Here is a 25,087-nt window from a genome sequence, read left to right on the forward strand (position 1 = left end):
CTTTCTCAGATTCCCTCCGTTTCACAGAATGCTTTTAGGATCCTCAGGCCGACTTCTCCACTCTTTTCCGGGTGGAACTGGCATCCGAACACATTGCCCTTTCCCACGCAGGCGGTCAGGTCCGCGCCGTATTCCGTCACGGCCAGCAGGCTTTCATCGCAGTTCACCGCGCTGTAGGAGTGTACAAAATAGACGTACTCCCCTTCCCGGGTATACTTCAGCAGCGGCGATTCCTTCACAATCTTCAGGCTGTTCCAGCCCATCTGGGGAATCTTCAGGCCTTCCGGGATCCGTTCGGCAATGGGCCGGATCTCACCCTTCAGCAGGCCCAGTCCCTCATGTACGCCGTATTCATAGCTGCGTTCAAACAGCATCTGCATGCCCAGGCATACGCCCATCAGCGGCTTCCCTTTGGCCGTTTCTTCCTTCACCGCCCGGTCCATGCCGGAGGCCCGCAGCTTCTCCGCCGCGTCCTGGAAAGCGCCGACGCCGGGAAGGATCAGCCGGTCCGCCCGGCGGATCTCCTCAATATCGCTGGTCACCACCGCTTCCTGTCCGATGGCCGCAAAGGAGGAGCGGAGGGAAAACAGGTTTCCCACGCCGTAATCGATGATCGCGATCATCACAGAACTCCTTTCGTGGAAGGAATCTCTCCGGCACAGGCCGGATCGATCGCCACGGCGGTCCGCAGGCTGCGTGCCGCGCTCTTGAAAGCGCCTTCAATGATGTGGTGGCTGTTTCCGCCCGCAAGCTGCCGGATGTGCAGCGTAGCGCCCGCGTTGTGAGCCAGGGCCCGGAAGAACTCTTCCGTCAGCTCCGTGTCAAAGGTACCGACTTTTTCAGCCGGGATCTGCAGGTCATACACCAGCAGGCCCCGTCCGGAAAGATCCACCGCCGTCAGGATCAGGCTTTCATCCATGGGTAGGATCGTGCTGCCGTAGCGGGTCACGCCTTTCTTGTCGCCCATGGCCTGCTCAAACGCCTTTCCCAGCGCGATGCCGATATCCTCAACGGAGTGATGGTCATCCACATAGGTATCACCCTTGCAGGAAACCTCCAGGTCAAAGCGCCCGTGCCGGGCGAACAGCGTCAGCATGTGATCCAGGAATCCAACGCCTGTGTCGATCACGCTTTTTCCTGTTCCGTCAATGTTCAGCAGGATCCGGATATCCGTTTCACCTGTTTTGCGGTTCACTTCAGCCTGTCTCATTTTTTCTCCTCCAGGATGTCTTTGATGTTGGCGATCAGGGCGTCCATCTGCTCCGGTGTTCCGATCGTGATGCGGTTATAGTCCCTGATGCGTTCCTTGCTGAAGTGGCGGATCAGGATTCCCCGCTTCTTCAGTTCAAGGTACAGCTCCTCACCGGAAACCGCCGGATGCCGGGCAAACAGGAAATTGGTCCGGGATTCTGTCATTTCAAAGCCCAGGTCCCGCAGCGCCTTGGCGGTACGGTCCCGCGTTTCCATGATGATCCCGCAGTTTCTTATATTATATTCGTCCTTTTTCAGGCACGCAACGCCTGCCGCGTGTGTCAGCCGGTTAACATTGTAGGGATTCAGGGAATACTTCACCGTGTTCAGGTCCCGGATCAGTTCCGGATTGCCGATTCCCATTCCCAGCCGGGCACCCGCCATGGAGCGGGACTTAGAGAATGTCTGGGTAACCAGCAGGTTGTCGTATTTCCGGATCAGCGGCACACAGCTTTCCGCGCCGAAGTCCACATATGCCTCATCCACTACCACAATGTTCCCCGGATTCCGTTTCACGATCTCCTCGATCTCATCCCGGCCCAGGGCAATGGCTGTCGGCGCGTTGGGGTTGGCGATAAAGATCGTCCCGTTCTTTCCGAAGTAATCGGTGATATCAATGGTCAGATCTTCCTTCAGGGGGATCTCCTCATAGGGAAGCATATTAATATCCGCGAAAACCGGATAGAAGCCGTAGGTCACGTCCGCGAAGACTGCCGGGGTTTTGCTGTCGCAGAAAGCCATGAAAGCAAAATTGAGGATCTCATCCGAGCCGTTGGTCATCAGCAGCTCCTCAGCGGATACGTTCAGCCTTTCCGCCAGGATCTTCCGCAGTTCCACGCATTCCGTATCGGAATACAGGTACAGCTTTTCGCTTTCCGCCCGGACCGCCTCAGCCACTTCCGGCAGCGGCGGATAGGGATTCTCATTGGTGTTCAGCTTGATGTATTTCTGATCCCTGGGCTGTTCACCGGGAACATAAGCCACCAGGTTTTTATACTTTTCCGAAAAGAACCGGCTCATGCTGCTCACTCCACTTCACAGATATATACCTCGTTATGCTGAAAGTATATATCATTTTTCATTCTTCATTTTTCATTGTTCATTTTTCATTGCACGAAGTGCGAATGACCGCACTTCGCGCATGCCCCGTCAGTCCCTCCATCCGGGCGAAGGCAGCCACATCCTCGGCCACCGCAGCCAGTGCTTCCTTTGTAAAGTAGGTATACTGTGTCTTCTTTACAAAGTCATCCACGGACAGGGGGCTGGAGAACTTCGCCGTTCCCTGGGTCGGCAGGGTGTGGTTGGGGCCGGCCAGGTAATCGCCCAGCGCTTCCGGGCAGTTCCTGCCCAGGAAGACCGATCCGGCATGCCGGATGCTGTCCAGCCAGTCAAAAGGATTGTCCACGCACAGTTCCAGGTGCTCCGGCGCGATCTCGTTGGCAATATCGATCACTGTCTTCAGGTCTTCCGCCACAATGATCTTGCCATTGTTGTCAATGGATACCCGGGCGATCTCGCTGCGATCCAGTTCGGGGATCTGCTTTTCCAGTTCATCCCGCACCTGTTCGGCCAGCTCCATGGAATCCGTTACCAGCACCGCGCTGGCCACTTTGTCGTGTTCCGCCTGGCTCAGCAGGTCCGCCGCCAGGTAGGCGGGATTGGACTTGCCGTCAGCCGCCACCAGGATCTCGCTGGGGCCGGCGATCATATCAATGGAAACAACACCGTAAACCTGCCGCTTGGCTTCCGCCACAAAGGCGTTTCCGGGCCCCACGATCTTGTCTGTCTTCGGCACGGATTCCGTTCCGTATGCCAGGGCGGCGATTGCCTGCGCACCGCCGGCCTTGACGATCTTGTCCGCTCCGGCTACTTTGGCGGCGGCCAGGATCGCGGCATTGATCTTTCCGTCTTTTCCGGGAGGCGTTGCCAGGACAACTTCCTTCACACCCGCGATCTTCGCCGGGATCACGTCCATCAGCACAGTGGAGGACAGCGGCGCCGTTCCGCCCGGCACATAGATGCCGGCCCGATCCACAGGAATCACCTTCTGGCCCATGACCACGCCGGGCTCATCATTGATAATGAAGGAATTCCTCACCTGGCGGGTGTGGAATTTCCGGATGTTGGCCGCGGCCTTTTCCAGAACAGCCATAAACTCAGGGGTGGTCGCCGCCAGCGCTTCTTCCATTTCCGCGGGTGTCACCAGGAGGCTGTCCAGCTTCGCGCCGTCAAACTTTTCGGTATATTCACGCAGGGCTTCGTCTCCCCGCTCCCGCACATTGCGGATGATCTCCGCAACCTTGTCTGTCACGTTTACGGTAGGCATAGCCCGGGCGAAGATCTCATCATTGGATACCTCGCCGTATTTCATAATACGGATCATGCTTCCTGCACTTCCTTTCTGAGTCCCTCGGTCAGCCGCTCGATCTGCTCTGTCCGGAATTTGAATCCGGACTTGTTGGCGATCAGCCGGGCTGAGATCGGAACGATCTCTTCGATAACGGAGAGGTTATTCTCCCGCAGGGTGGTACCGGTCTCAACGATATCCACGATAACATCGGACAGCCCCAGGATCGGGGCGATCTCAATGGAACCGTTCAGGTGGATGATGTCGATATCCCTGCCGATGGAAGAGTAGTAATCCCGGGCGATCCGGGAAAACTTGGTGGCAACGCGCAGTGTGCGGTTCGGATCATCCCGGAATCCTGCCGGCGCGGCGACTGCCATCCGGCATTTGCCCACATTCAGGTCCAGCAGTTCATAGACGTCCGGCTGGTACTCCAGCAGGATATCCTTTCCGGCCACGCCGATATCGGCTGCGCCGCGTTCCACATAGATCGCCACGTCAGACGGCTTCACCCAGAAATAACGTACGCCGGCTTCCTCGTTGTCGAAGATCAGTTTCCGGCTGTTCTCCATCAGTGCCGGGCATTCAAAGCCGGCTTTGGCGAACATGGCATATACTTTCTCGCCCAGTCTTCCCTTGGGCAGCGCGATATTAAGCACGGAAGTCGTCCTCCTCTGTCAGTCTTTCCAGCATGTCAAGGAATACGGCGAAACCGATTGCCCGGTCCTTCCGTCCCATTTTCTTCATCAGCGTGTCATACTGCCCGCCGGACAGTACGCTGCCGGGGATACCGCTGATGAAGCCCTTGAACGCGATCCCGTTATAGTACTTCAGGTCGCCGGTGGCGGAAAAATCGATCTGGATCCTGTCCTCGATATCGCTGCCGGTAAACCCGGCCACTGCCCGACCCAGCTCCGCCGCCATCTCACCGGCACCGTATTCTTCCGCCAGCGCCCGGATCTTCGGCATCACCGTGCGGGGCGTACCGTAAAGGCTCAGCAGTTCCTTCAGAGCGTCTTCCGCTCCTTCCCTGATCCCGTTGTCCCGGCAAACCCGGCTGATTCCGTGCAGGTTCTTCTGCCCGGCGCAGCGTAGGATTTCCTCCTTCACATTCACGTCCGGCGCGATGGCATCCACAAAGGCGCCCAGAATACCTACATGGCTGATCTCCAGTACAAACTGCTCGGAGCACAGGCGCAGGCTTTCAGCCGCCAGCTTCAGCACTTCCGCGACGCAGGCACCGTCCACAGCGCCCATGCATTCCAGGCCGACCTGGGTCTGCTCCCGGAATCCGTCCGCACCGGCGGAAACGCGGTAGACGTTTTCATGGTAGTAGAGCCTCTGGATCTCCCCGGGGGTGTCTTTCCTGTTCTTTATAATGGAAAGAGTCACGTCCGGTTTCAGGGCCATCAGCCTGCCGTTGGTGTCGGTAAAGGTGATGACCCCTTCGGAAAACAGGAAGTCCTTGTTCCGGCTGTACAGGTCATACTCCTCAAACTTGCTCATCCGGTAGCGTTCATATCCATATCCGGAATACAGGGAACGAAGGCGGAAACTGATCCGTTCCTGACCGTTCATTACGCTGTCATCAATCTGCATACGTACTCCTCCTGGATCCGGGAAAAGCCGTTTTCCGGCCCCTCCCCAAAATTCTTTACCATGATAATGCTTTACCGTGATAAAGTCAAGTATTTTTTTACCACAATATATTGTATGCTTATTCCGCAACGGTAACTATTTCGTTGTTTTTCTATAATATATTTGTAAAAATTTCTTCAAAAAGACTTTTCATTTCGATAAAATTTGTATATAATCACTGTGGTTATTCATATTGGTATTACTGTTTTTGGAGGGAGCTCTGATGAAAAAACGTCTGATTGCACTGCTGCTTGTGCTGGCCCTGCTGATTCCGGCCGCGGTTGCTTCTGCTGCCACCTGGTACAGGGTAAACACTACTTCCCTGCGGGTTCGTTTCCTGCCTGATACCAGTGCCAAGGAAATCGGCAGCTACCGCAAGGATTATGCCTGCACCATTGACAAAAACTACAAGGACGGCTGGTCCTATGTTACATTCTCCAATGGTACGCAGGGCTATGTCCAGACCAAGTACATTACCAAGGCCAGTTCCTACAAGGCCTGGATCTATAAGGATGATACCTCCCTGCGCAAGGGTCCGGACGGCAGCTTCCAGGCGATCGCTTCTCTCGCCCAGGGCACAAAGGTGACCGTTCTTTCCCACGGCTCCAAGTATGACTATGTCAGCGCCGGTGACCTGGGACAGGGCTATGTGGTCAACAGCCTGCTGAGCAAGAAAAAGATTGCCCCCTCCGGAAATGAATCCACCGGCACTGCCTCCGGCGGTAACTATGAAGCCTGGGTGTTCAACGCGGCTGACCGGAAGGTTAACCTCCGCAAGAACCCGAACACCAATGCGGCTGTGATCGCCCAGTACCCCTCCGGAACCCAGGTCCATGTTGTTTCCCACGGAGAAACCTGGGACAAGGTTCAGGTCGGCGGCAATGAAGGCTGGATGATGAACCGCTTCCTTTCCACCGCGGTTCCCGCTCCCACGCCTGACACCGGAGTGGCTCCCACTCCCGAAAGCGATACTTCCTACACCGCCTACGCCGTAACAGACAACAAAAAGGGTGTTAACGTCCGTAAGGGTGCCGGCAGCGGTTATACTAAGCTTTTCTCCGTTCCCTACGGTGCTCCCGTCCTGGTGCTGAAGCACGACACCACCTGGGACTATATCCAGTATAACGGCCGGAAGGGCTACATGATGAACAAGTACTTGCAGCTTTCCAAGCCTGCTGACGCGGCTAACATCGAAACGCAGGATCCCTCTGTTGTGACTCCCACCCCGAAGCCCTTTGAACAGTACACCACCACCGTTAAGGTTGACCAGCTGAACTTCCATAAGCAGAAAGGTGACTGGTCCTCCAACGTGGACGGCGTCGGCCGGCTGAACTCCGGTGACTCCGTAAAGGTGCTGGAGATCTCCGGCGGCTGGGCCAAGGTCGAATACAACGGCTATACCGGCTGGGTCCATAAAGAATTCCTCAACTGAGGAGCGCAGCCATGAAAGGAAGAAAATCCGGCGCTGTTGCCATGTTCATCGGTTTGTTCCTGATCGTAGTGTTCTTCACGGGAATGGCCGTTGACAACAATCCCCGCGCGCTGATGCGGAATGACGGATATGACAGGGCGCTTGAACTGTTCGGCGTGTTCTGCGCCGGTATATGGCTTCCTGCCGGCATCATCGGTTTCCCCCTGTTCCTGATCTCGCTGGTCATCAGCCTGGTCCGTGAACACCGGGAAAAAAGCCGGGAACAATAAACCCGATATAAACAAAGGAGCACGATCCACACGGATCGTGCTCCTTCTTTTATGCCCTTCCGGGTCCTGGCTGCTCAGTTCTCCACCGTAATGTAATCCTTCAGGATATAGCCGAAGGAGGGATTGGAGGAATACTGGTTCTCCGTAAAGCCTTCGTTCAGGTCAATGGTGTCTGACGCGTTGAGCGGATTTACACCGGTGTAGTTGCCGCTGAACACCCTGATCTTCCCTTTTTTCAGGCCCTCAATGGCATTGTCGATCTTTTCCTGTGTTCCTTCCGCGGCAATGAATTTATTCAGTTCCAGCAGCTCCACCCATCCGCTTTCAAAGCCGGCACTCAGGTCTCGGCCGTGTTCATGGGCTTCCACCGTGTTTTCAATGCTGGTACCGCTCATGACCGCCTGGACCGCCTGGATCACGTAAGGGGCCCAGTTGGTCCTGATGCTGGCCAGTGCGCAGGAGGGGGCGATATCCATCATGCTCTGGTGGTATCCCACGTGGTAGACGGTCTTTCCGGCGGATGCCGCTTCCTCACAGGCAACAGCCGGTGCGGTGGTGTTCACGTGCTGGGCAATGATCACGCAGCCTTCTTCGATCAGTTCCCTGGTCTGTTCCTTTTCCGCGGCGTAGTTGCTCCAGCTGCCGGTATACCGCACGCGCATGGTCGCCTCCGGCGCCACACTGCGCACGCCCAGCAGGAACGCCGTATAGCCGGAGATAACCTCCGTGCTGGCATTGGCGCCCACATACCCTACCAGTGCGTCCCGCGGAAGCAGTGCCCCGCTGTCCAGCAGCTGGCGCAGCTTCATGCCGGCGGCGATACCGCTGATATAGCGGGCCTGGTATATTTCCCCGTTGAAGGTATGGTAATTGTCCGGTGTGCCGTCCATGCTGATGGTCGGCAGGGACACCTGGCAGAACTGCACGTCCGGGAATTCCCTGGCCAGCGTGATCGGAATATCCGTATCCATGTTAATAAAGAGAATCTTAACGCCATCCCGGATCAGTTCCCGCATAGGCTGTTCCGATTCCCTGCTCAGCACATTGCTCTTCACCAGCACCTGTACCCGGTCGCCGTATTCATCCTCCAGAGCCCGCTGCGCCTTGACAAAGTTGGCGGTATACGGTGTGCTCTCATCTTCGGAATAAACAAAGCCTACCCGGGTCACATTGATCTTCGGCGCGTTGTCCCAGAACCCGGTTATGATTGATAAAGCAGCCAGCACAAGCACGCAGATGATAACAGTCGGGAGAAAAAACTTCTTCACGCTTTACCACCTTCTTCCTGGTCCTTCCTCTCCGAGATGCTGCCGGAACTGAAAGGACTTCCATCCTGCTTGTTCGCTTCGTTTTCCCGGGCGGCCGCCGCTTCCTTCTCTGCCTGTTCGCTGGCTTCCCTGGATACGTGGTAGATCTCGTTCAGGTCGATCGTGCCGTCCTTGATCAGCTTCAGCAGAATATCAACAAACTGCGGGTCAAACTGCGTTCCCCTGCCCCGTTCCATCTCGCCCAGCACGTAGCTGAAGTCCATCTGCTGGCGGTAGATACGGTTGGCTGTCATGGCGTCAAAGGCGTCTGCCACACCAATGATCCGGGCAAACAGCGGGATCTCCTCGCCTTTCAGGCCTTTGGGATAGCCCCGGCCGTCATACCGTTCATGGTGATACTGCGCACCGTCAATAACGTTGTCCAGCAGCGTAAAGTCCTTCAGGATTTCCGCGCCGCGGGTCGTATGGGATTTCATGACGGCGTATTCTTCATCCGTCAGACGGCCCGGCTTATTCAGGATAGCGTCGGGAATACCGATCTTGCCGATATCGTGCATATGAGCTGACCATTCAATATCCCTGCACTGTTTTTCGTCCAGTCCGTACTCACGGGCGATCTTCTTGGAATAGATAGCCACACGCTTGCTGTGGTCACTGGTCCGCTGGTCCTTGGCATCGACCGTACGGGCAATGGCAATAACTGTCTGTTTGCCCATCTCGATCTGACGGTTCGCCAGTTCCAGCTGTTCCTGCATCTTCCGCTCATGACGCTTGACCAGCAGCCATGTCACCCAGCCCACTGTAAACATAGGAACCGAAAGCATATAGAAGATGAACCAGTTGTTGTCGTACATCTCCTTTTCTTTCGTGATGTTGTAGGTACGCTCAACAATGATGTTCTCCTGGTTGTTGTCGAAAACAGCCAGGCGGAACACATAGTCCCCCGCGGGCAGGTTGGTATAGGAAATGGAACCCAGGGAGTTCTGCGGAACAATGGTCCAGTTCGTGTCGAAGCCATCCAGCATATAGCCGACGTTCGGATCCTGGATCGTGTAGTTGATCACTTCCGGCAGGATCTCCAGGCGGCTGACGCCCCGCGGGATCTTCTGGGTCACGCTGCGATCCACCCGGTGGACCGTACCGTCCATTTTGATGGTGGGAACGCTCATCCGGTACACCTTGGCCCCGGAGGCAAAGCTGTTGGTGTTGATCACAAACACGCCGGTGTCGCAGGGCAGGTACAGGTCGCCGTTCTCAGCGTTGAACCAGGTCCAGGAGTTGGCGGTCAGGCTGCTGTTCAGCCCGCGCCGGGAATCCAGCAGGTCATAGGAGATTTCATCCTTGCCGCTGAGCAGCTCATTCCGGTCCACGGTATAGATACCGGCGCTGCTCAGCACAAACAAGCTGTCCGTTCCCTTGATCCAGATATCATAGTTGTTGAAATAAGGGAAGTTGTCCAGCTTGCGGATGGTTTCATCCGTGTTCATGTAGCAAAGGCCGTTGCTTGTCACCACAAAGACGCCGCCGGTCTTGGTGTCCGGCACCGTCCGGAGGATCACCTCACTGCTCAGGCCGTCGACCCGGGTCAGCATCCTGACCACGTCGCCGTTCTCAATCACTGCCAGGCCGTTTCCGTCCGTACCGGCCAGGATCTTTCCGTCCGGAAGTTCCGTAATGGTCAGCACCATGCTGCTGATCCGGTCTTCCGCGTAAACGATGGTGTGTTCGATCCTGTGGTCCCGGATATAGCTCAGTCCCGTATCGCCGGCCGCGAGGATCGTACCATCCCGCAGCTGGGCCACCACCCTCGCCCGGTTTCCGAACGCGCCGTTATCCCGGTTATACACATATTCCGTTCCGTCCGGATCAAACTCTGCAAGGCCGTCGCCATAGGTGCAGACCCACAGGTGGCTCTGGTCATCCACTGTCATGCAGCGGATCCGGACTCCACTGAACCGCTCGGTGATCTTGTCCTGGACCCGGTTCATTCCCCGTTGGTCCACCGCGTCCATGCCCTTGTCCGTGCCGATGTAATATACGCCGTTCCACTGGGCCACGGTATTGACCACCCGTTTTTCCATACCGGCAGTGGAATAGATATCCCGGAAGTCTGAAGCCGCAAGGCGCAGCAGGCCAAGCCGGGAGGATGTGAACCACAGGTTTCCCTGATAGTCCACCAGCATGTTGTCAATGGAATTGTTGAAATTGTTGGTGTTGATCCTTTCGTATTCACCGCCGGCGGAAAGATAGGCGATGCCATTGTCCGCGCAGATGAACATCCCGCCGTTATCCATGTAATGCATGTTCTTGATGCTTACAAGGCCGGGATATTCCGTTGTGCCGCGCAGGTCAAACCAGCCTTTGCTGATATCAAAACGGAATATCTCATTGCCGGATGTGGCGGCAAGCAGGTATCCGTCCGGATCAAACGCGCAGCTCTTGAACACCGTCTGGCGTTCCGGAAGCTGCCTGGACGATACGATCCGTCCCTGCTGCAGCAGGAACAGCGTTCCTTCATTGGTGACAGCAGCCACGTTTCCGCAGTCGTCCGCGGTCAGCTGTTCCGCGTATGCCACCTCGGAAAGGGTATTCAGCTTCTTCAGGCCGCAGTTCAGCGTCAGGATCTGCATGCTGCCCGTGGTACCTATATAGTAGTAGCCATCCGAACTCCGGATGATGGATTTGACAGAGTTAGCCGGAAGGCCCTGGCTCTGGTCAATGACGTTGACCACCTGTTCGTTAATGACGATGGAAAGGCCGTTGTCATTGGTGCCGATCCAGAGGCGTCCCTCTTCATCCACATACAGGCAGTTCACATTCCGAACCGAATCGAAACCGTCCATCCAGCGGAATTCCCGTCCGTTGTACCGGTACAGGCCGGCATAGGTGCCGATCCAGATAATGCCGTCCCTGGTGATGTTGATATCGTTGGCCTCACCGCAGGGCAGCCCGTTGGTGCTTGAATAGATGGTCTGGACGTAGTCATTGTAATTGATATCGCCGGCATTCTCCGCGGCTTCCGCCTGTGCCTGCGGCACAAACCCGCCCGCGCCGGAAAGGCACAGTCCCGCGGCAAGCAGCAGGATCAGCGCCCGCGTCGCGGCAGTACTGATGTCTTTCTTTTCTTTTCCTTTTTCTTTCTCTTCCGGCCTTACAAACCCGAACCGTTTAAGGATCAGGGAGATAATGTACAGGATCACAAGCACAAGCAGCTTGTCCAGCATCTCCACATACAGTTCACCGATAAAGAGGCCTGACCAGGTGGAGATCCCCGCCTCCCCGAGGAAACCGATCACCGCGTCGCCCCAGGCATTGCCGGTGCTTCCGCCGTTCAGGATCAGGTTGATCGGATAGGCGCAGACCGCAGTGGCAAAGCTCAGGATCGCGCCGGTGGTCAGCGTACCGAGCAGGGTCTCCATATGCTTCCTGCGGACAGCGTATCCGGTAATAACCGCGATCAGGATGCTGACAAACGCGTAGTACCAGGGATTGCCGTAAAGGATAAACGTTCCGATATTGTATGTCGCGCCGACCACAGCGCCCGGCCAGGGGCCCAGCAGGTAAGCAGCCAGTGCTGTTCCGAGAGAATCCAGCCAGACCGGCCAGTTCAGGCGGGTGGCCAGGAGGTCTCCGCCCCAGTCCAGGAAAAGACAGAACACGATCTGCAGGCAGAAAACAGGTATGAAGATCTTCTTATTCTTCATAAGCGTTCCTCCTTTCGCAGTCTGTCATATTCTCCCGGTTAACTTACATTCCCAGTTCGTCCGCCCGTTTCTGCGCTTCCTCAATCCATTTCAGGTAAGTACCGTCCGCAAGCACCTCGTCTATGACGCCGTTTACAAAATAGATCAGCTGTGCCTCTCCCTTTTTGGCAGCCACGCGGTCACCGAGATACTGCTCTTCCAGGACAAAATACAGGTCTTCAGCCAGGGCCAGCCCCGCAGTGGGATTATTGCGGATATAGGTTTCAGCGGTCTCCTTGTCAACCACGCCGGCGTCTGCCTTCCCCTGCCGGACCGCCTCATAGACCGTCTGGAGGGAAGAAAGCCGCCGGAACTCGCGGTAACTGTGCACATGTTTCGCCACCAGCGCCTCCTGCAGGGAACTGCTTTGGGCAACCAGGATCTTGTCCGCCAGGTCTTCCATGGAGGTGTACTGGTCTTTGTCCGCTTCCCGGATCACAAAGGCCGTGGTCGCTGTGCCTTCAGAGAAATAGTAGCCCTTGGACATCGTATAGGAAGAAGCCCTGCCGGGCGTAAAGGAAATAGCGGAGATCGTCAGGTCCACCTGGTTGTCTGTCAGTGCGGGCAGAACCTGGGTAAATTCCATGGGAACGATCTGCAGCTCCACACCCATGCGTTTCGCGATCAGCCTGGCCAGTTCCATATCGGCGCCGACAAACCGGTTTTGTCCCAGCAGGTCCGGATCGATAAACTCCTGCGGCGCGTAATACGGTTCCGTAGCCACACGAAGCACACCCTTGCGGCGGATCCGCTCCAATACCCCGGTGGCATTCTCCGGGATGCCATGCTTCGCGTCCATGGAACCGTCCACATAATTCCATTCGTTCTCAACGTAATACATTTCGGAAGAGGCGGGATAAACGGCAGCGCTAAAACAAAGGGCCAGCCCTGTGACCAGTCCAATCAGCGCGCGGAAATACTGTCTTTTCATAGGCTTCTCCCCCGCCTGCAGTCGCCGCCGTGTATAAACAAAAAATGAAAAAAGGAATATCTGTATGCATTATAACAGGTATTCCTTTTCATTTCCATGATTTTCTATTTTTAAGTTACATTTTTTCTGTACTTTTAATATTTCATGGTTACATCTTTGTAGATGCTCTTTTATTCCACGGTTACGTCGCCGCTGATGCTCTTCGCGCGGATCTGCACTTCAGCGTTCATACCGGCATCGGAAACCCGGGAGCAGCAGTCACCGCTGACAGTTGCGCATTCCGCGTGTACGCTGCGCAGGCCGCGGGGCAGGTAGATCTCCACATCGCCGCTGGTGCTTTTGCCGGCGATCTGCTTCACCGTTGTGTTTTCAATCGTCAGGCTGACATCTCCGCTGATGGCGCTGGCGTTCACTTCCATAACGGAACCGTTGAACTCCACTTCGCCGCTCGTGCTCTTCATCTCCAGCGTTTCAAACACACCGTCCACTGTCACGTCACCACTCATGCTGCTGACTTCAGCCTCCAGCGCGGAACCGTGAACCTCCGCTTCACCGCTGACCGTGCTCACGATCATCTTCTCGGCGGTCTTTTCAGTTTCCGGCTGCAGGGTCACGTCGCCGCTGGTGGAACGGACCGTCATCTTCCGGGCCATGGCGCAGCAGCACTCGATATCGCCGCTGCGGCTGTTCAGCTCAATTTCCTTCATCTGTCCGTCCGGAACCTCAATAGTGATCGGGGGACCGCCCTGGATATTTGGAACCATATTCCGGATGGCTTTGCCCACCATGTTCAGGATACCGCTGATACTGACTTCTTCGCCTTCAGGAAACTGGAAAGCCGCGGATACTTTTTCACTCTTCTGTCCGGTAACACGGACTTCGCCGTCCACCAGCTCAGCCTTCACGCCTGCTGCGTCATCACACCAGACATGGATTGCGCCGTCCGCTGAAGGATTCACGGTGATATCCTGATCCTTTGTTTCCACCTTCAGCATATCCGCTCCGTTGAAAACAAAGCACTTTCCCTCGTCCTCTTCCTGATCTTCGGAGAAGGAGGAAGGTCCGGAGGTCTTCTTCGGATACTGGCCGATAACGTCCTTCATGCCTTTCAGGCTTTCCACAACCTCAGCGACCGCCTCATCCTCGCTCAGTCCGCGGCTGATCAGGTCCTGGTAGTGTTCCTGGCAGTTGTTCATCAGTTCTTCATGCAGTGCCCGGGTCTCGTCGTTTTCTACCGTGTCCTGGAACAGGATATCCACGATCCTCTTTACCGTCTGGTTCATTTTTATTCCCCTCTCTGAAGAATGCATCCCGCATCTTCATTTTCTGTTTTTGGCTTCAGTATTAATTGTTCATTGTTCATTGTTCATTGTTAATTGTTCATTGGATAACGCCTCCGGCGTTATCCCAACAGCGTGTCCATCACCCGCCGGGTTTCTTCCCAGGCGGATTTCTCATCCGCCAGTTTTTCCCGTCCGGGTTCTGTCAGGCTGTAGTAACGGCGTCGGGCTCCCGTGGCTTCATCTCCCCAGTAGGAGGTGATATATCCGTTATCTTCCATCCGGCGGAAAGCCGTATACAGTGTGGCTTCCTTCAGCTGCACCATTCCGTCGCTCTTTTCCGCGACAGCCCGGCTGATGCCGTATCCGTAACCGTCTGTGTCTGCCAGCTGCCGCATGATGATCGTATCTGTATATCCGCGCAGCAGGTCTGCTGAAATTGTCATGGTTTCATCCCCCTTTCGAGATAAATCATACACGAATGTACCTCGCCTGTCAAGGTATCTCGTGAAAAAAAGTTTTTCTTTCTGAATCTCCTGTGCTACAATGACTTGTGGATAAGGATGCATACATTTTTTTGTGCCGGTTGCAAGAAATGATCCTTATCCCCCGTTGTATTCCCGAAGGAGGTTTTTCCATGAAGCGTTTCCCCGGGGTTTTACTGGCTCTGATCCTGGTTTTCTCTGTAAGCGCTGCCCTGGCGCAAAGGGCGGAGTGTGCTGTTGGCGGTTTTTCGGTCAACCTGCCGGATCATTTTGTCGAGGAAGCCTATAACTTCGGAGATCCGGACCTGTGCTTCAACTGGCATGGAAATATGCTCACTGTTCAGGCTTACGTCTCCTACCAGGGTGAAGTCGCCGGTTCAGACCTTTTCCAGGTGCTCACCGGTTATGAAACAGACTACGGTTCCGTGAGCATCAACGGTACAAGCATGCTCTATACCCGCACAGAGGAATACGGCAGCATTACTATCGCCTACACCTGGATGGACCGCGGCAACTGTGTGACCATGGAATTCACCTATGACTCGGATGATGAATCCTCCGTCCAGCGCTCCATCAAATCCATCATCAATTCCGTCAGTTTTGACGTAGGCAACTGAATCAATCAGGAATAATTACAGTATCTGGTTTTCTGATCCGACCAGCAAACATAAAATAGAGAAAACCCCGGAGAATTATCTCCGGGGTTTAACATTTAATTCTTCATTTTTCATTGTTAATTGTTAATTGATTATTATTTCCCTTCGTACACGATCAGCGATTCCACGTCGTAGCCTTTCAGTTTCTCCCTGCCCTTGAGTCCAGCGAGTTCCATGACAAAAATCATCTTCACAACCTGGCCGCCCAGTTTTTCCACCAGCTTTGCCGCGGCCTCCGCGCTTCCGCCTGTGGCGATCAGGTCATCCACGATGACCACCTTCTGTCCGGGTTTGATCGCGTCCACATGAATCTCGATTTCAGCCTGGCCGTATTCCAGGTCATACTTCTGGCTCACGGTTTTCCGCGGTAGCTTGCCCTTTTTACGGACGGGAATGAATCCCTTGCCCTTCAGGTAGGCAACCGGCACGCCGAAAATAAAGCCCCGGGATTCCGGTCCCACGATCAGGTCAAAATCCGTATCCTTCAGCAGGTCTGCCAGGCCGTCCACAGCCAACCGCAGTCCGTCCGGATCCTGGATCACCGAGGTGATATCCCGGAACATAATACCCGGTTCCGGAAAATCCGGGATAGTGACTACATACTCTTCCAGTTTCTTGCTCATTGTCTTTCTCTCCTTCTGCCGTCTCCGCGGCACTTTGCCGAACCGGCCTGCGGTTCTTATTCTTTTTCGATGAAATCCAGGATCCTGAGGTAAACGTCTTCCCGTCCGTTCTCGTTGAGAATCTCATGCCGCATTCCGTCCAGCGTCACGATCTCAAGATTCCGGAATCCGGCCCTGCGCAGCCGGTTTTCTGAATCCCCTCGGCCTTTTTCGCCGCCGGTGCAGGGATCTTCCTTACCGGAGATCAGCAGGATCGGCAGATCCTTCCGGACCTCCTCATAGTTTTCCGGGCTGTCCATCATCCGGATCAGGTGGAACAGGGCGTTATAGCTTCCCAGGGTGAACCGCACGCCGCACAGGGGATCCGCGATATAGCGCTGTACATTCTCCCGGTTTACGGAAAGCCAGTCCTGCGGTGTCACCGCGTTCGGAACAGCTTTGGCAAACGGTCCCAGCACCATGCCGTCCACCATTTTTGAATAGCCTTTGCCGCCCTTCACCGCGGCGATCATTTCAGTCAGCACAATTCCCGCACCAGCCGCGCCGTTCGGATTCGGATATCCGGAAAGCACAACCTTGTGGAATTCTTCGCTGTGCTTCTGCAGGAAAGCCCGGGCGATAATAGTTCCCATGGAATGGCCGAAAAGGATCACCGGCATGCCGGGCCAGCGTCCGTGGATTTCATCCAGGATCACTTCCTCGTCTTCCAGCAGCCGCAGGTGGCCTTCCTTGTCCGCGATATGGCTCAGCACAGGCGCGTTTTTGCCGTGTCCCCGCAGGTCCGCTGTCACAACGGTGTATCCTGCCTCCCGCAGGTATTCGGCGAAAGATTCATACCGGTCCTGGTACTCTTCCATGCCGTGTATAAACTTGACCACTGCTTTCGGAGCATCCGCTTCATAAAACCGGAGGGAAAGCTCGTACCCATCCCTGGACGTCAGGGTCTGAATCCGGTAACTCACAAATCCGCCTCCTTGCTTTCGTGGAGTTTCTCCAGCATCTCATTATATTTCCCGGCCAGCCTGCGAAATTCCTTCGCGCCGGTCACCGGAATTGCTTCTCCTGCCTCCGCCTTTTTCCCGGCTTCCATCAGCGGGATCGTCCCAAGACGGGCTGTCAGCCAGATCAGCAGGAGGATCGCAGCTGTCAGGATGGCGATCACAACCCGAACCAGGGTGAGCCTGCTGTTCAGCTCATCAGACGTATTCTGGCGCGTAGTACTCATCCGCCTGTCCAGGCTTTCCAGCCCCGCCTTCAGTTTTGTGCGGATGGTTTCCTTCCGGTTGTAGTACTCGGTACCCATCACCATTTTCTTGGCCAGGTCCATCTTTTCATCCGCGGAAAGGAAGGAGTCCTCTTCCTTCAGTTCAATGCCGCGGAGTGTGTCCGGATAATCCCTGATCTCTTTGGCTTCGATCACCAGCTTCATCGCGTAGTACTCACGGTACATCAGCGAAGTGGATTCGTCCATGGCTTCCTGAAGCTGATTCATAAGGTCCGATTCCGTTTCGCCTTCGGACATGCTGGTGATGGACTCTTCCCGGCGGCGGGATACGAACGCTTCCTCAAAATAATTGTCCAGGAACTGGGTATCGCCCTCCAGGGTAAAACGCTGCGCCATTTCCGTCAGGTAATCGGAAGCCTCCATCAGCTCATGGGCGGCTTTCTGCCGGACAATATAGCTGCCGGTGGCCTTAGACAGGGAGGAGAACACACTGGCTGATTCATAAGTGGAGAAAACCAGGAGCAGACAGATGACCACAGCGCATATAATCATGGCTATGTGCAAGGTCTTCAGAGAAATGCCGTCTTTCTGAAGCTGATGGCTCTTATTCATTCTCCTGCCCCCATTCGTCATTATTCAGTTCATTCCATCCTGTATATTATATCCAATCCATCCTCAATGAACAAGGGCCCCTTCTCAGTCGTCCGGAGTGATGATGATCTTGGTGTCATGCGGCAGGTGGGTCCAGATCCACCAGCTGTTGATACCGTTGCCCGCCTCCGTGATTCGCGGGTCCACGCGGATGCAGCCGTGGCTGGCTTTGCTGCCAAGCAGCGCCATTTCCTCCTCAAATGACCGTTCCCCGTTATGAACGGCATAACCCAGCTGGTGGATCAGGTTGCTTCCGTCAATCCGGATCGGGTACTGGTAATTATGTCCGTCCCGCTCAAACCCGGCCATCCGCGTCCCCAGCAGGTAAACGCCGCTGTGCGTATCCGCCTTGGGATGCTTTTCATCCACCAGTCCGGTGGACACCAGCACGGTGCCAATGGGCTTTCCGTATTCATAGACGGTCATCATCTGCTCTTTCTTGTCCAGCAGGATCCCGTAACGGGTGTTCGGCCGGATCATCCGCAGCTTGTCTTCTTTAACATAGCCTTCAATATAAGCGCCGTCGGGTTGGCGCCAGGCACCGACCTTCACCCATCCGTCCCCGCAGATTTCCAGCACCGCCACGCCGACTGTCCGGCAGGAGCATGTCCCTGCCTTGGGGGAAGACGCGCTTTTTTCGCTGACAATATACAGCCCGTTTCCTTCCTCTCCCGCGCCGACAGCCACAGGCGCCGTCAGGGCTTCCCAGACCACCGCGTCATCTGACAGGTCCGTCGGGATCAGGCTGCCGGTCACGGCCAGTTCCGGTTCCGGTACCGGTTCGGCAAGCAGTGTCACCTCCGCCTGGATCACCCGTTCCCTGCAGACGCTTGTGTAAGCGGAAAGAATATACACACCCGGTTCACAGATCCCGTGATGCCTGTTCCGTCCGTCCCACCAGAACACCACAGGATATTTCTGGCCGTTCGCGTCTTTCATATGCCAGAGTTCTTCCTCCGGATTCTCTTTGGACGCAATGCTCAGTTCGCAGGTGCCCGTTCCGGATACACCTACCTCAATCCGCAGCGGAGTTTTCCCGTCCAGGTAAACTGATTCAGCCGCCGGCAGGCAGCATACAGCGGCGGAACGCGGCCTTGCGGCCGCTGTGGTAACGCTTGTTTCCTCGCTGGTGCCGTCACTGTGTTCCAGGATGGCCCGGAGCGTCAGCTTTCCCTGCTGCAGGGGCTCCCCGCCAAAGGTCAGCCCGTCCCACAGAATCTCTGTTTTCCCCGCCGGAATTTCCAGGCCGGTCACCGGATTTTTCAGCGGAACCGTTCCGCTGACAGCCTCAATGGTCAGCGTTCCGCCTGTTTCCGTGTTCACAGTCAGTATGTTATCGTCAAAGGACCTGATCCCCTGTGTTTTCAGCTCAAGCGCGCAGGCGGAACAGGCCCCCGCAAGCAGCAGCAAAACAAGGATGAGTACGGCAGCGGACTTCTTCATCAATGAGCATCCTCCCGTTCATTGTCCTGGGGACCGTTCTGTGATTGTGCCGTTCAGCTTTATTCTGTTTTATATTGTAGCGTTTCAGGTTCCTTTTGTCCACGCCGGATCTCAGACTTCCCCGGTGTATTCTTTCAGTTCCTCCAGGAACTCCCGGTAATCCTCATCAGACCAGCGGAACGTCAGGTCTTCCTCTGTAAAGTCCTCCGGCTTGTCCCGCATAAGCTCCTCCCCGATGTCATAATCGAACCTCCGCAGGACAGCTTCCGCAAACTCCCGGAAGAACATTCCGATCCCCGTAATGACGTTTCCGTCCTCGATGATCCCTTTATGAATAAAATTCTCCTTCTCCACAAAATCGAAGGTTTCCGCCATCTGCATAAAATAGCCAGACGTGAACTTTCTGCCGCGAAGGATCCCCGCTTTGGACAGCAGGATCGGAGCGGAGGAAATGGCCGCGAACACGGTCTCTGAGCCGGCGCCTTCCCCGAGGAACCGGATCAGTTCATCGTCAAACAGTGCCGGGAGCGGATTCACTGTACCCGGCAGGATCACGCAGTCATAATCCGTCACTTTGGCTTCCGCTGTGGTTTTTGTAGGATGCGCCTTCAGGCCTTCCTCGCTGGTTACTTCCTGCGCGCCGCTCGAAATAAAGTCAATCTTCTCCCCAAACCACACGCTCAGCACAGAGGTGAGGCAGGTGATCTCCTGCAGTGAAAAATCCGGATAAAGCATTACAGCAAACTTTGACATATCAGTTCCTCCCTTCATCTTCCGTTGTTTGGGCAGCGGACAGTCCCTGTTCCGTCAGCCGGAGTACCCTGCCGGGCCAGTCCCTGATCAGCAGCCGGTCATGGGTTACACAGATCACGGCACCCGGAAAGCTGCGGATCATATCCCGCATCACCGGTGCGGAAAGCGGGGAAAGATTCCGCGTGGGTTCATCCATCAGCAGCACATCCGGATGCGCCATCATCAGTTTGAGCAGGAGCACTTTCGCTTTCTGCCCGCCGGACAGGGACCGGATCGGATGTTCCAGTTCGTCCCGGGAAAACTTCATGGCGATCAGGGAAGCCCGGATGGAAGTCATCTGCTCCTTGCTGCCGTCTGTATTCAGGTATTCCACCGGCGTCATGGAAAAGTCCAGTCCTTCCTCATAGTGCTGGGGCATCAGGGCCGTCTTCAAACTGGAATCCTGCTTCAGTTTCTCTTCGATCTGCCGTAACAGGGTCGTTTTGCCTGTGCCGTTGCTGCCGGTGATCAGCACCTTTTCGGAGCCCCGGATCTGCAGGTGCAGATCCTCTGCCAGTGTCCTTTCCCCGACGGACAGCCGGTCCAGGTCCAGGTCCAGCACATGCTTTCCGCCCGGAACCGGCTGGATATCGGAAAACAGCGCGTACATGGAGAGTTCCTCCGCCGGTTTTTCAATGGCGGATTTCTCTTCCCGTTCATAGCGGTGTTCCAGGCTTTTGACCGCTTTCATCTTCTTTTTCAGCAGCCTGCCGCCATGGGGATCCTGGCGGGAGATATTCTCCTGTGCCCTGGTAACGGCATCCTCGATCTTTCTGAATTTTTCCTCCCGGATCCGCCGTTCCCTTTGATCGTTTTTCCAAAGCTGTTCCTGCCGGTCCAGCTGGTCCCGCCGGTTCCGGACGTATACCGCGTAGGGTTCCTTTGTCCAGGTCCATCTGGGTTCAGCCCGGCCGTGCAGGGATTCCAGGTGAAGCACCTGGGTAGCGGTCGCCTGCAGCAGCCCCTCGTCATGGCTTACATACAGTACCGGCAGTTCACAGGAGAGCAGGAAACGTTCCAGCGCCAGGATCGCGTCCAGGTCCAGGTCGTTGCCCGGCTCATCCAGCAGCAGCATGGTGGGCTGCTCACAAAGGAGCAGCAGTAGGCGCAGTCTCACCTTCTCCCCGCCGGAAAGCAGGCCAAAACAGGTTTCCGACCAGCAAAGCTCCTGATCCATGGACAGTTTCCGGCAAAGCTCAGCCAGGTCTCCGGGATCCGTATCCGTGAACGCCGGGTTTCCCATGCAGAGCGTATAAGCCGGCAGGTCATTCCACTCCGTCGGAGCTTCCTGGGCCAGGTAGCCGATTTTTTCGCCCGGATAATGGATATTTCCGCTGATCTCCGCCCACTGCCTCAGCCTGTCCGGACAGGCAATGGCCTGCAGCAGGGCGGATTTTCCGTTCCCTTCCTCTCCGATCACGGCAAGGCGTTCATTGCCGGCCAGCGTAAAGGAAAGATCTTTGATCAGCGGTCTTAAGTCTTTGTTATGAAGAATGGATAGATTTCGAACTGTTAGCATACACAACACCTCCGGTGAGGCGTCAAACCCGGAAACAGATCGGCACGAAAAAAAGCCGGAAGCTGCGCTCCGGTATTTTGACGCCCGAAATAAACCGCCTGTTCAGCGGTTTCCTCTGACATCAAAATCCGTTATTTGCGCATCTTCCCGCCCCTCTCATCAATCGTTATTTACATCCTACCATTCGTTTCAGCTTCTGTCAAACCCGTCCGGTATATTTTTCCTTCATCTTCACCATACCAGGTTTCCAGTAACTATCACATCGCAGCCGTGCACGGCTGCGATATTTCACATCCCGCGCAGCGGGATATTTCACTTACAATATACTGTTTCCTTTCAATACCCTGACTGACAAGAAACGTCTCTTTTTCATTCCCTTGTCCCCAGTAACTATCACATTTTGCCGAAGGCAAAATATTTCACATTTCCCGAAGGGAAATATTTCACATTGAGCCGTAGGCTCAATATTTCACATCGCAGCCGTTTACGGCTGCGATATTTCATTGGGAATACGCGGTCGATGAGGATGAAACGCTCACGTTTCAGCTTTCCTCATCATCCGCGTATTCCAAAATTTCTCCCGGCTGGCACTTCAGCACCTTGCAGATCGCGTTCAGTGTTGAAAAGCGCACCGCGCTGATCTTTCCGGTTTTCATCTTTGACAGGTTAACGTTTGCCACGCCCACCTTTTCGGAAAGCTCGTTCAGCGACATTTTCCTGTCCGCCATTACCCTGTCCAGGCGTAAAATAATCATATGCTCACCGCCTTCACAGCGTCTCGTCTGATTCCTGCTGCAGCTTGCAGCCATAGTTGAACACATAGGCTATGATCATCAGCACCACACCCAGGATAAGCACGGAATAGATGAACGGATAACCCAGATCCATATATCCGTCTGATTTCACGAAGTTTCCCCCGTTTTTCGAGATCAGTTCAACAACCGTCCTGTAAACGAGACTGATGATTCCGAGCAGTATGGCAAGGAACCCGGCGCCTTTGATCTTGTCCGCGATATCGTAGCAGAAGGGTGTTTCCGCGGTTCTCAGCCGACGGAAAATGTGTCGTGCCGCATTCCACAGCAGGGCAATGCCGCCCAGCACCAGGAATACATATATCACTGAAACCAGTACCGAAGGAATATCTGCTTTTCCCCCGTTGTTCCGGTACTGGATGGCCTGGACAATCGGCACGATAAGGCAGAAAACAGCAGCGGCAGCGAACAGGACGCACATAAGCGTACTGAAAATATGCATTATCTTGCAGAATTTTTCATACCGGCCTTTTTCCTGTGCCAGCGTTCTTTCCATAATGTCCGTTGTTTCCATGGCATATTCCTCCTTTGTATTCTTATTATCCGCAAAGACTTTCCCTTTCACTCACAGCCATTATACTAAACCTTGTTTATACGCTTGTCAATATATTTTTAATGTTTATCGTTAATTGTTTAACTTTCATCATTATATGATCTTTGATTCCTGATGAATAGTTTCCCGGTGTCTGACATTGACAGCCGGGAGTCAAACTGATATTGTACAATCAACTTTGCACCGTTATCAGCGTTCCGGTCCGCCGCCTGCCCCATGAAGCATCCGGTGGTCAAGCCCGAACAGAATAACCCCTTGAAATCACTGAATCTTTTCAGGATAGGATACATCCATTCAACAGGAGGAAGAAACCATGGAAAACGCACCCCAGCTGAGAATCCCGAATGTGATCCCGATCAATGACCATATCTGGCTGCTGGATGATAATCACCAGGCCACCTGCTATGTGGTTGCCGGCACAAAGCAGGCCGCCGTTATCGACACATCCCTCGGTATGAGCAATATCCGGGCGGTTGCGGAAGCCCTGACTTCCCTGCCCCTGATCTGCATCAACACCCACGGCCACGGAGACCATATGGGCGGAAACTGGGCTTTCGAAAAAGCTTATATGAACCTGGCGGATCTGCCCCTGACAGAAGAAACCATCAACATGCCCCAGATGCAGGCTGCCATGAAACAGTTCGGGATCAATTTCCCGCCCTTTGAAAACATTGAAGACGGGCAGGTTTTTGATCTGGGCGGAGTTGAACTGGAAGCGATTCATTTTCCCGGGCATACTGCCGGAGAAATCGTCCTCCTGGACCGGAAGGATCGCATTCTTTTTGCAGGAGACGGTATGGTACAGCACCTGTGGCTGCAGCTGGAGGAATCCCTGCCCGTAAAAACGCAGATCGAAAGCATGGAACGCCTGCTCCCCCTGAAGGATCAGTTTGAAACCATCCTGCACGGCCACTGCCAGGCGCCCTGCGGCATTGAGCTGTTCGACACCATGCTGGCCGCGCTGAAAGATCTGGAAGCCGGGAACACCGAAAACGATATTGATTATGAATGTTTCGGGCAGGTCTTCAGAGCCCATCCCTATCAGCCGGAAGACCGCAGGATCGTATATAAAGGCTGAATGCGGAGGATAAAGAAATGAAGATCAGGCAGTGCCTGTTTGATGAGGTTCTGGTACTGGAACCAGCTGTCCGTACAGACATCTGCGGAAGCATGACGGATCTTTCCCCCGATCAGATCCGGGAAGCTGTTCCGCAGGCAGACTGGAAAGTTCAGCGGATCTATACCATGCCTGAACGGCATACCTTCTTCGGCATCCATTTCCAGAAAGAACCTTATCCCCAGGCAAAGCTCATTTCCGTCCTGCAGGGTAAGGGACTGGACTATGTGGTGGACCTGAGGAAATGCTCCGCGACCTGTGCGCAATGGCAGGCCCTGGAACTGGACGCTGCCGATCCCGTTTTTGTGTATATTCCTTCGGGGTTCGGCCATGCCTTCCTTTCCCTCGAGGAAAACACCATCCAGTACTTTGCCGCGGACCGGGAGTTTGTCCGCGGGTATTCCGGAAGCATCAACTGGAAAGATCCGGAAATTGCCCTGGAACTACCCTGTGAAGATCCGGTCCTTTCAGACAAGGACAGGCTGGCCCCGTTCTTGAAAGCGATCGGAAAATAATCCTGCCTTTCATACCTTTTCGGAGGGAAACAAAATGCTCTGTGTCATTGCGTTGCTGTCCCCTGAAGCAGATCAGTCCCTGACCCTGCTTCGCGAAACGGCTCTTCCCGGGGTTCGGTTTACCCGTCCCCTTCACGCGCATATTACACTCGCCACGTATCTCCCGGAAGATACCGATACGTTTATCCGCTCGTGTGAAAAAATGTTCAAAGACACCCGATCCTTCACCGTCAGCTATGAACAGATTGAAGTGCTTTCCGACATCGTCATTGCCGCGCCGTCAAAATCTCCGGAACTCATCTCCCTGCACAGACGCATTGCTGATCAGTACAATGAATCCCTGGATCAATGGACTGCCGGGGATCTCTGGTATCCGCATACAACGCTGTACTGCGATCCCGAAGCGGATCTGAACGCGGTCTGTGCGGAGATACGGAAGCATTTTGTTCCGTTTGAAACGCGGATCAGCGAGATTGAATTTTCCCGGGTGGAAGAAACAGGCTACACCGTCCTGAAAAAGATCACCCTGCTGTAAAC

The 25,087-nt window shown here is 54.8% G+C and carries 25 protein-coding genes; 6 read left to right on the forward strand and 19 right to left on the reverse strand.

The genetic code is table 11. The features are described 5' to 3' along the window. Window positions 1-5: 5 nt before the first annotated feature. The 6 genes from hisH to JYE50_RS06335 form a co-directional block, all read right to left on the reverse strand. Window positions 6-623 carry an imidazole glycerol phosphate synthase subunit HisH gene (gene hisH, locus JYE50_RS06310; RefSeq protein ID WP_084096966.1) on the reverse strand — a complete coding sequence of 206 codons (618 nt, stop codon included), beginning with the start codon at window positions 621-623 and terminating at the stop codon, window positions 6-8. Continuing rightward, entirely contained in the window at window positions 623-1,210 is a 588-nt protein-coding gene (gene hisB / locus JYE50_RS06315) for an imidazoleglycerol-phosphate dehydratase HisB (protein WP_084096968.1), read from the reverse strand. Before hisB ends, hisH begins: the two co-directional genes overlap by 1 nt. Then, a complete protein-coding gene (gene hisC, locus JYE50_RS06320) occupies window positions 1,207-2,271 on the reverse strand; it encodes a histidinol-phosphate transaminase (protein WP_084096970.1) in 1,065 nt (354 codons plus the stop codon). Before hisC ends, hisB begins: the two co-directional genes overlap by 4 nt. 79 nt (window positions 2,272-2,350) lie before the next feature. Further along, window positions 2,351-3,634, reverse strand: a complete 1,284-nt coding sequence (gene hisD, locus JYE50_RS06325) for a histidinol dehydrogenase (protein ID WP_084096972.1) — start codon at window positions 3,632-3,634, stop codon at window positions 2,351-2,353. After that, window positions 3,631-4,257 (reverse strand): ATP phosphoribosyltransferase, encoded by a 627-nt coding sequence (gene hisG / locus JYE50_RS06330; RefSeq protein WP_084096974.1) that lies wholly within the window; start codon window positions 4,255-4,257, stop codon window positions 3,631-3,633. The genes hisD and hisG overlap by 4 nt, the downstream gene beginning before the upstream one ends. After that, window positions 4,250-5,197, reverse strand: coding sequence for an ATP phosphoribosyltransferase regulatory subunit (locus tag JYE50_RS06335; RefSeq protein ID WP_084096976.1), 948 nt, complete (start codon window positions 5,195-5,197; stop codon window positions 4,250-4,252). The genes hisG and JYE50_RS06335 overlap by 8 nt, the downstream gene beginning before the upstream one ends. A gap of 262 nt (window positions 5,198-5,459) precedes the next feature. On the opposite strand from JYE50_RS06335, the gene JYE50_RS06340 reads away from it, so the two are divergent. Then, window positions 5,460-6,668, forward strand: coding sequence for an SH3 domain-containing protein (locus JYE50_RS06340; protein WP_084096978.1), 1,209 nt, complete (start codon window positions 5,460-5,462; stop codon window positions 6,666-6,668). Between the two features lie 11 nt (window positions 6,669-6,679). Continuing rightward, entirely contained in the window at window positions 6,680-6,937 is a 258-nt protein-coding gene (locus tag JYE50_RS06345) for a hypothetical protein (RefSeq protein ID WP_084096980.1), read from the forward strand. 74 nt (window positions 6,938-7,011) lie between these two features. Here JYE50_RS06345 and JYE50_RS06350 read toward each other — a convergent pair whose 3' ends face one another. The 5 genes from JYE50_RS06350 to JYE50_RS06370 all read right to left on the reverse strand — a co-directional run bounded on the left by JYE50_RS06350 (window position 7,012) and on the right by JYE50_RS06370 (window position 14,605). Further along, window positions 7,012-8,205, reverse strand: coding sequence for a BMP family ABC transporter substrate-binding protein (locus JYE50_RS06350; protein ID WP_084096981.1), 1,194 nt, complete (start codon window positions 8,203-8,205; stop codon window positions 7,012-7,014). After that, window positions 8,202-11,909 carry an HD domain-containing phosphohydrolase gene (locus JYE50_RS06355; protein WP_084096982.1) on the reverse strand — a complete coding sequence of 1,236 codons (3,708 nt, stop codon included), beginning with the start codon at window positions 11,907-11,909 and terminating at the stop codon, window positions 8,202-8,204. Before JYE50_RS06355 ends, JYE50_RS06350 begins: the two co-directional genes overlap by 4 nt. Window positions 11,910-11,952: 43 nt before the next feature. Continuing rightward, window positions 11,953-12,879: a substrate-binding periplasmic protein gene (locus JYE50_RS06360; protein ID WP_084096984.1), complete on the reverse strand. Its 927-nt coding sequence runs from the start codon at window positions 12,877-12,879 to the stop codon at window positions 11,953-11,955. Between the two features lie 170 nt (window positions 12,880-13,049). After that, window positions 13,050-14,162 carry a DUF4097 family beta strand repeat-containing protein gene (locus tag JYE50_RS06365; protein ID WP_179138430.1) on the reverse strand — a complete coding sequence of 371 codons (1,113 nt, stop codon included), beginning with the start codon at window positions 14,160-14,162 and terminating at the stop codon, window positions 13,050-13,052. A 119-nt stretch (window positions 14,163-14,281) separates the two neighbouring features. After that, a complete protein-coding gene (locus JYE50_RS06370) occupies window positions 14,282-14,605 on the reverse strand; it encodes a PadR family transcriptional regulator (RefSeq protein WP_084096988.1) in 324 nt (107 codons plus the stop codon). Between the two features lie 191 nt (window positions 14,606-14,796). Between JYE50_RS06370 and JYE50_RS06375 the strand changes: the two genes are divergently transcribed. Next, a complete protein-coding gene (locus tag JYE50_RS06375; protein WP_084096990.1) occupies window positions 14,797-15,261 on the forward strand; it encodes a hypothetical protein in 465 nt (154 codons plus the stop codon). Between the two features lie 134 nt (window positions 15,262-15,395). Here JYE50_RS06375 and JYE50_RS06380 read toward each other — a convergent pair whose 3' ends face one another. The 8 genes from JYE50_RS06380 to JYE50_RS06415 form a co-directional block, all read right to left on the reverse strand. Next, window positions 15,396-15,923 carry an adenine phosphoribosyltransferase gene (locus JYE50_RS06380; protein WP_084096992.1) on the reverse strand — a complete coding sequence of 176 codons (528 nt, stop codon included), beginning with the start codon at window positions 15,921-15,923 and terminating at the stop codon, window positions 15,396-15,398. 56 nt (window positions 15,924-15,979) lie between these two features. Next, on the reverse strand, window positions 15,980-16,885 hold the full coding sequence (locus JYE50_RS06385; RefSeq protein ID WP_084096994.1) for an alpha/beta fold hydrolase: 906 nt from the start codon (window positions 16,883-16,885) through the stop codon (window positions 15,980-15,982). Then, window positions 16,882-17,760, reverse strand: coding sequence for a hypothetical protein (locus tag JYE50_RS06390; RefSeq protein ID WP_084096996.1), 879 nt, complete (start codon window positions 17,758-17,760; stop codon window positions 16,882-16,884). The genes JYE50_RS06385 and JYE50_RS06390 overlap by 4 nt, the downstream gene beginning before the upstream one ends. Before the next feature lie 84 nt (window positions 17,761-17,844). After that, entirely contained in the window at window positions 17,845-19,242 is a 1,398-nt protein-coding gene (locus JYE50_RS06395; protein WP_143763682.1) for a L,D-transpeptidase, read from the reverse strand. 111 nt (window positions 19,243-19,353) lie between these two features. Continuing rightward, window positions 19,354-19,995, reverse strand: coding sequence for a DJ-1/PfpI family protein (locus tag JYE50_RS06400; RefSeq protein WP_084096998.1), 642 nt, complete (start codon window positions 19,993-19,995; stop codon window positions 19,354-19,356). A gap of 1 nt (window position 19,996) precedes the next feature. Continuing rightward, window positions 19,997-21,553 carry an ATP-binding cassette domain-containing protein gene (locus JYE50_RS06405; RefSeq protein ID WP_084096999.1) on the reverse strand — a complete coding sequence of 519 codons (1,557 nt, stop codon included), beginning with the start codon at window positions 21,551-21,553 and terminating at the stop codon, window positions 19,997-19,999. 542 nt (window positions 21,554-22,095) lie between these two features. Further along, entirely contained in the window at window positions 22,096-22,308 is a 213-nt protein-coding gene (locus tag JYE50_RS06410) for a helix-turn-helix domain-containing protein (RefSeq protein WP_084097000.1), read from the reverse strand. A gap of 13 nt (window positions 22,309-22,321) precedes the next feature. Continuing rightward, complete coding sequence (locus tag JYE50_RS06415; protein WP_084097001.1) at window positions 22,322-22,879, reverse strand: DUF2975 domain-containing protein; 558 nt, start codon at window positions 22,877-22,879, stop codon at window positions 22,322-22,324. 352 nt (window positions 22,880-23,231) lie between these two features. Between JYE50_RS06415 and JYE50_RS06420 the strand changes: the two genes are divergently transcribed. From JYE50_RS06420 to JYE50_RS06430, 3 genes are read left to right on the forward strand one after another with little or no spacing between them, the layout of a single operon-like run. Next, complete coding sequence (locus tag JYE50_RS06420; RefSeq protein WP_084097002.1) at window positions 23,232-23,996, forward strand: MBL fold metallo-hydrolase; 765 nt, start codon at window positions 23,232-23,234, stop codon at window positions 23,994-23,996. Window positions 23,997-24,013: 17 nt separating this feature from the next. Then, window positions 24,014-24,550, forward strand: a complete 537-nt coding sequence (locus JYE50_RS06425; protein WP_084097003.1) for a dTDP-4-dehydrorhamnose 3,5-epimerase family protein — start codon at window positions 24,014-24,016, stop codon at window positions 24,548-24,550. A gap of 34 nt (window positions 24,551-24,584) precedes the next feature. Continuing rightward, window positions 24,585-25,085: a 2'-5' RNA ligase family protein gene (locus JYE50_RS06430; protein WP_084097004.1), complete on the forward strand. Its 501-nt coding sequence runs from the start codon at window positions 24,585-24,587 to the stop codon at window positions 25,083-25,085. Window positions 25,086-25,087: the final 2 nt, after the last annotated feature.

The sequence above is a fragment of the Aristaeella lactis genome (assembly GCF_018118585.1).
GTDB lineage: Bacteria > Bacillota > Clostridia > Christensenellales > Aristaeellaceae > Aristaeella > Aristaeella lactis.

Coding starts and splice junctions, on each gene's coding strand:
- hisH (WP_084096966.1), bottom strand. CDS start 623: ATGATCGCGATCATCGATTACGGCGTGGGAAACCTGTTTTCCCTCCGC.
- hisB (WP_084096968.1), bottom strand. CDS start 1,210: ATGAGACAGGCTGAAGTGAACCGCAAAACAGGTGAAACGGATATCCGG.
- hisC (WP_084096970.1), bottom strand. CDS start 2,271: ATGAGCCGGTTCTTTTCGGAAAAGTATAAAAACCTGGTGGCTTATGTT.
- hisD (WP_084096972.1), bottom strand. CDS start 3,634: ATGATCCGTATTATGAAATACGGCGAGGTATCCAATGATGAGATCTTC.
- JYE50_RS06335 (WP_084096976.1), bottom strand. CDS start 5,197: ATGCAGATTGATGACAGCGTAATGAACGGTCAGGAACGGATCAGTTTC.
- JYE50_RS06340 (WP_084096978.1), top strand. CDS start 5,460: ATGAAAAAACGTCTGATTGCACTGCTGCTTGTGCTGGCCCTGCTGATT.
- JYE50_RS06345 (WP_084096980.1), top strand. CDS start 6,680: ATGAAAGGAAGAAAATCCGGCGCTGTTGCCATGTTCATCGGTTTGTTC.
- JYE50_RS06355 (WP_084096982.1), bottom strand. CDS start 11,909: ATGAAGAATAAGAAGATCTTCATACCTGTTTTCTGCCTGCAGATCGTG.
- JYE50_RS06360 (WP_084096984.1), bottom strand. CDS start 12,879: ATGAAAAGACAGTATTTCCGCGCGCTGATTGGACTGGTCACAGGGCTG.
- JYE50_RS06365 (WP_179138430.1), bottom strand. CDS start 14,162: ATGAACCAGACGGTAAAGAGGATCGTGGATATCCTGTTCCAGGACACG.
- JYE50_RS06370 (WP_084096988.1), bottom strand. CDS start 14,605: ATGACAATTTCAGCAGACCTGCTGCGCGGATATACAGATACGATCATC.
- JYE50_RS06375 (WP_084096990.1), top strand. CDS start 14,797: ATGAAGCGTTTCCCCGGGGTTTTACTGGCTCTGATCCTGGTTTTCTCT.
- JYE50_RS06380 (WP_084096992.1), bottom strand. CDS start 15,923: ATGAGCAAGAAACTGGAAGAGTATGTAGTCACTATCCCGGATTTTCCG.
- JYE50_RS06390 (WP_084096996.1), bottom strand. CDS start 17,760: ATGAATAAGAGCCATCAGCTTCAGAAAGACGGCATTTCTCTGAAGACC.
- JYE50_RS06395 (WP_143763682.1), bottom strand. CDS start 19,242: ATGAAGAAGTCCGCTGCCGTACTCATCCTTGTTTTGCTGCTGCTTGCG.
- JYE50_RS06400 (WP_084096998.1), bottom strand. CDS start 19,995: ATGTCAAAGTTTGCTGTAATGCTTTATCCGGATTTTTCACTGCAGGAG.
- JYE50_RS06405 (WP_084096999.1), bottom strand. CDS start 21,553: ATGCTAACAGTTCGAAATCTATCCATTCTTCATAACAAAGACTTAAGA.
- JYE50_RS06410 (WP_084097000.1), bottom strand. CDS start 22,308: ATGATTATTTTACGCCTGGACAGGGTAATGGCGGACAGGAAAATGTCG.
- JYE50_RS06415 (WP_084097001.1), bottom strand. CDS start 22,879: ATGGAAACAACGGACATTATGGAAAGAACGCTGGCACAGGAAAAAGGC.
- JYE50_RS06420 (WP_084097002.1), top strand. CDS start 23,232: ATGGAAAACGCACCCCAGCTGAGAATCCCGAATGTGATCCCGATCAAT.
- JYE50_RS06425 (WP_084097003.1), top strand. CDS start 24,014: ATGAAGATCAGGCAGTGCCTGTTTGATGAGGTTCTGGTACTGGAACCA.
- JYE50_RS06430 (WP_084097004.1), top strand. CDS start 24,585: ATGCTCTGTGTCATTGCGTTGCTGTCCCCTGAAGCAGATCAGTCCCTG.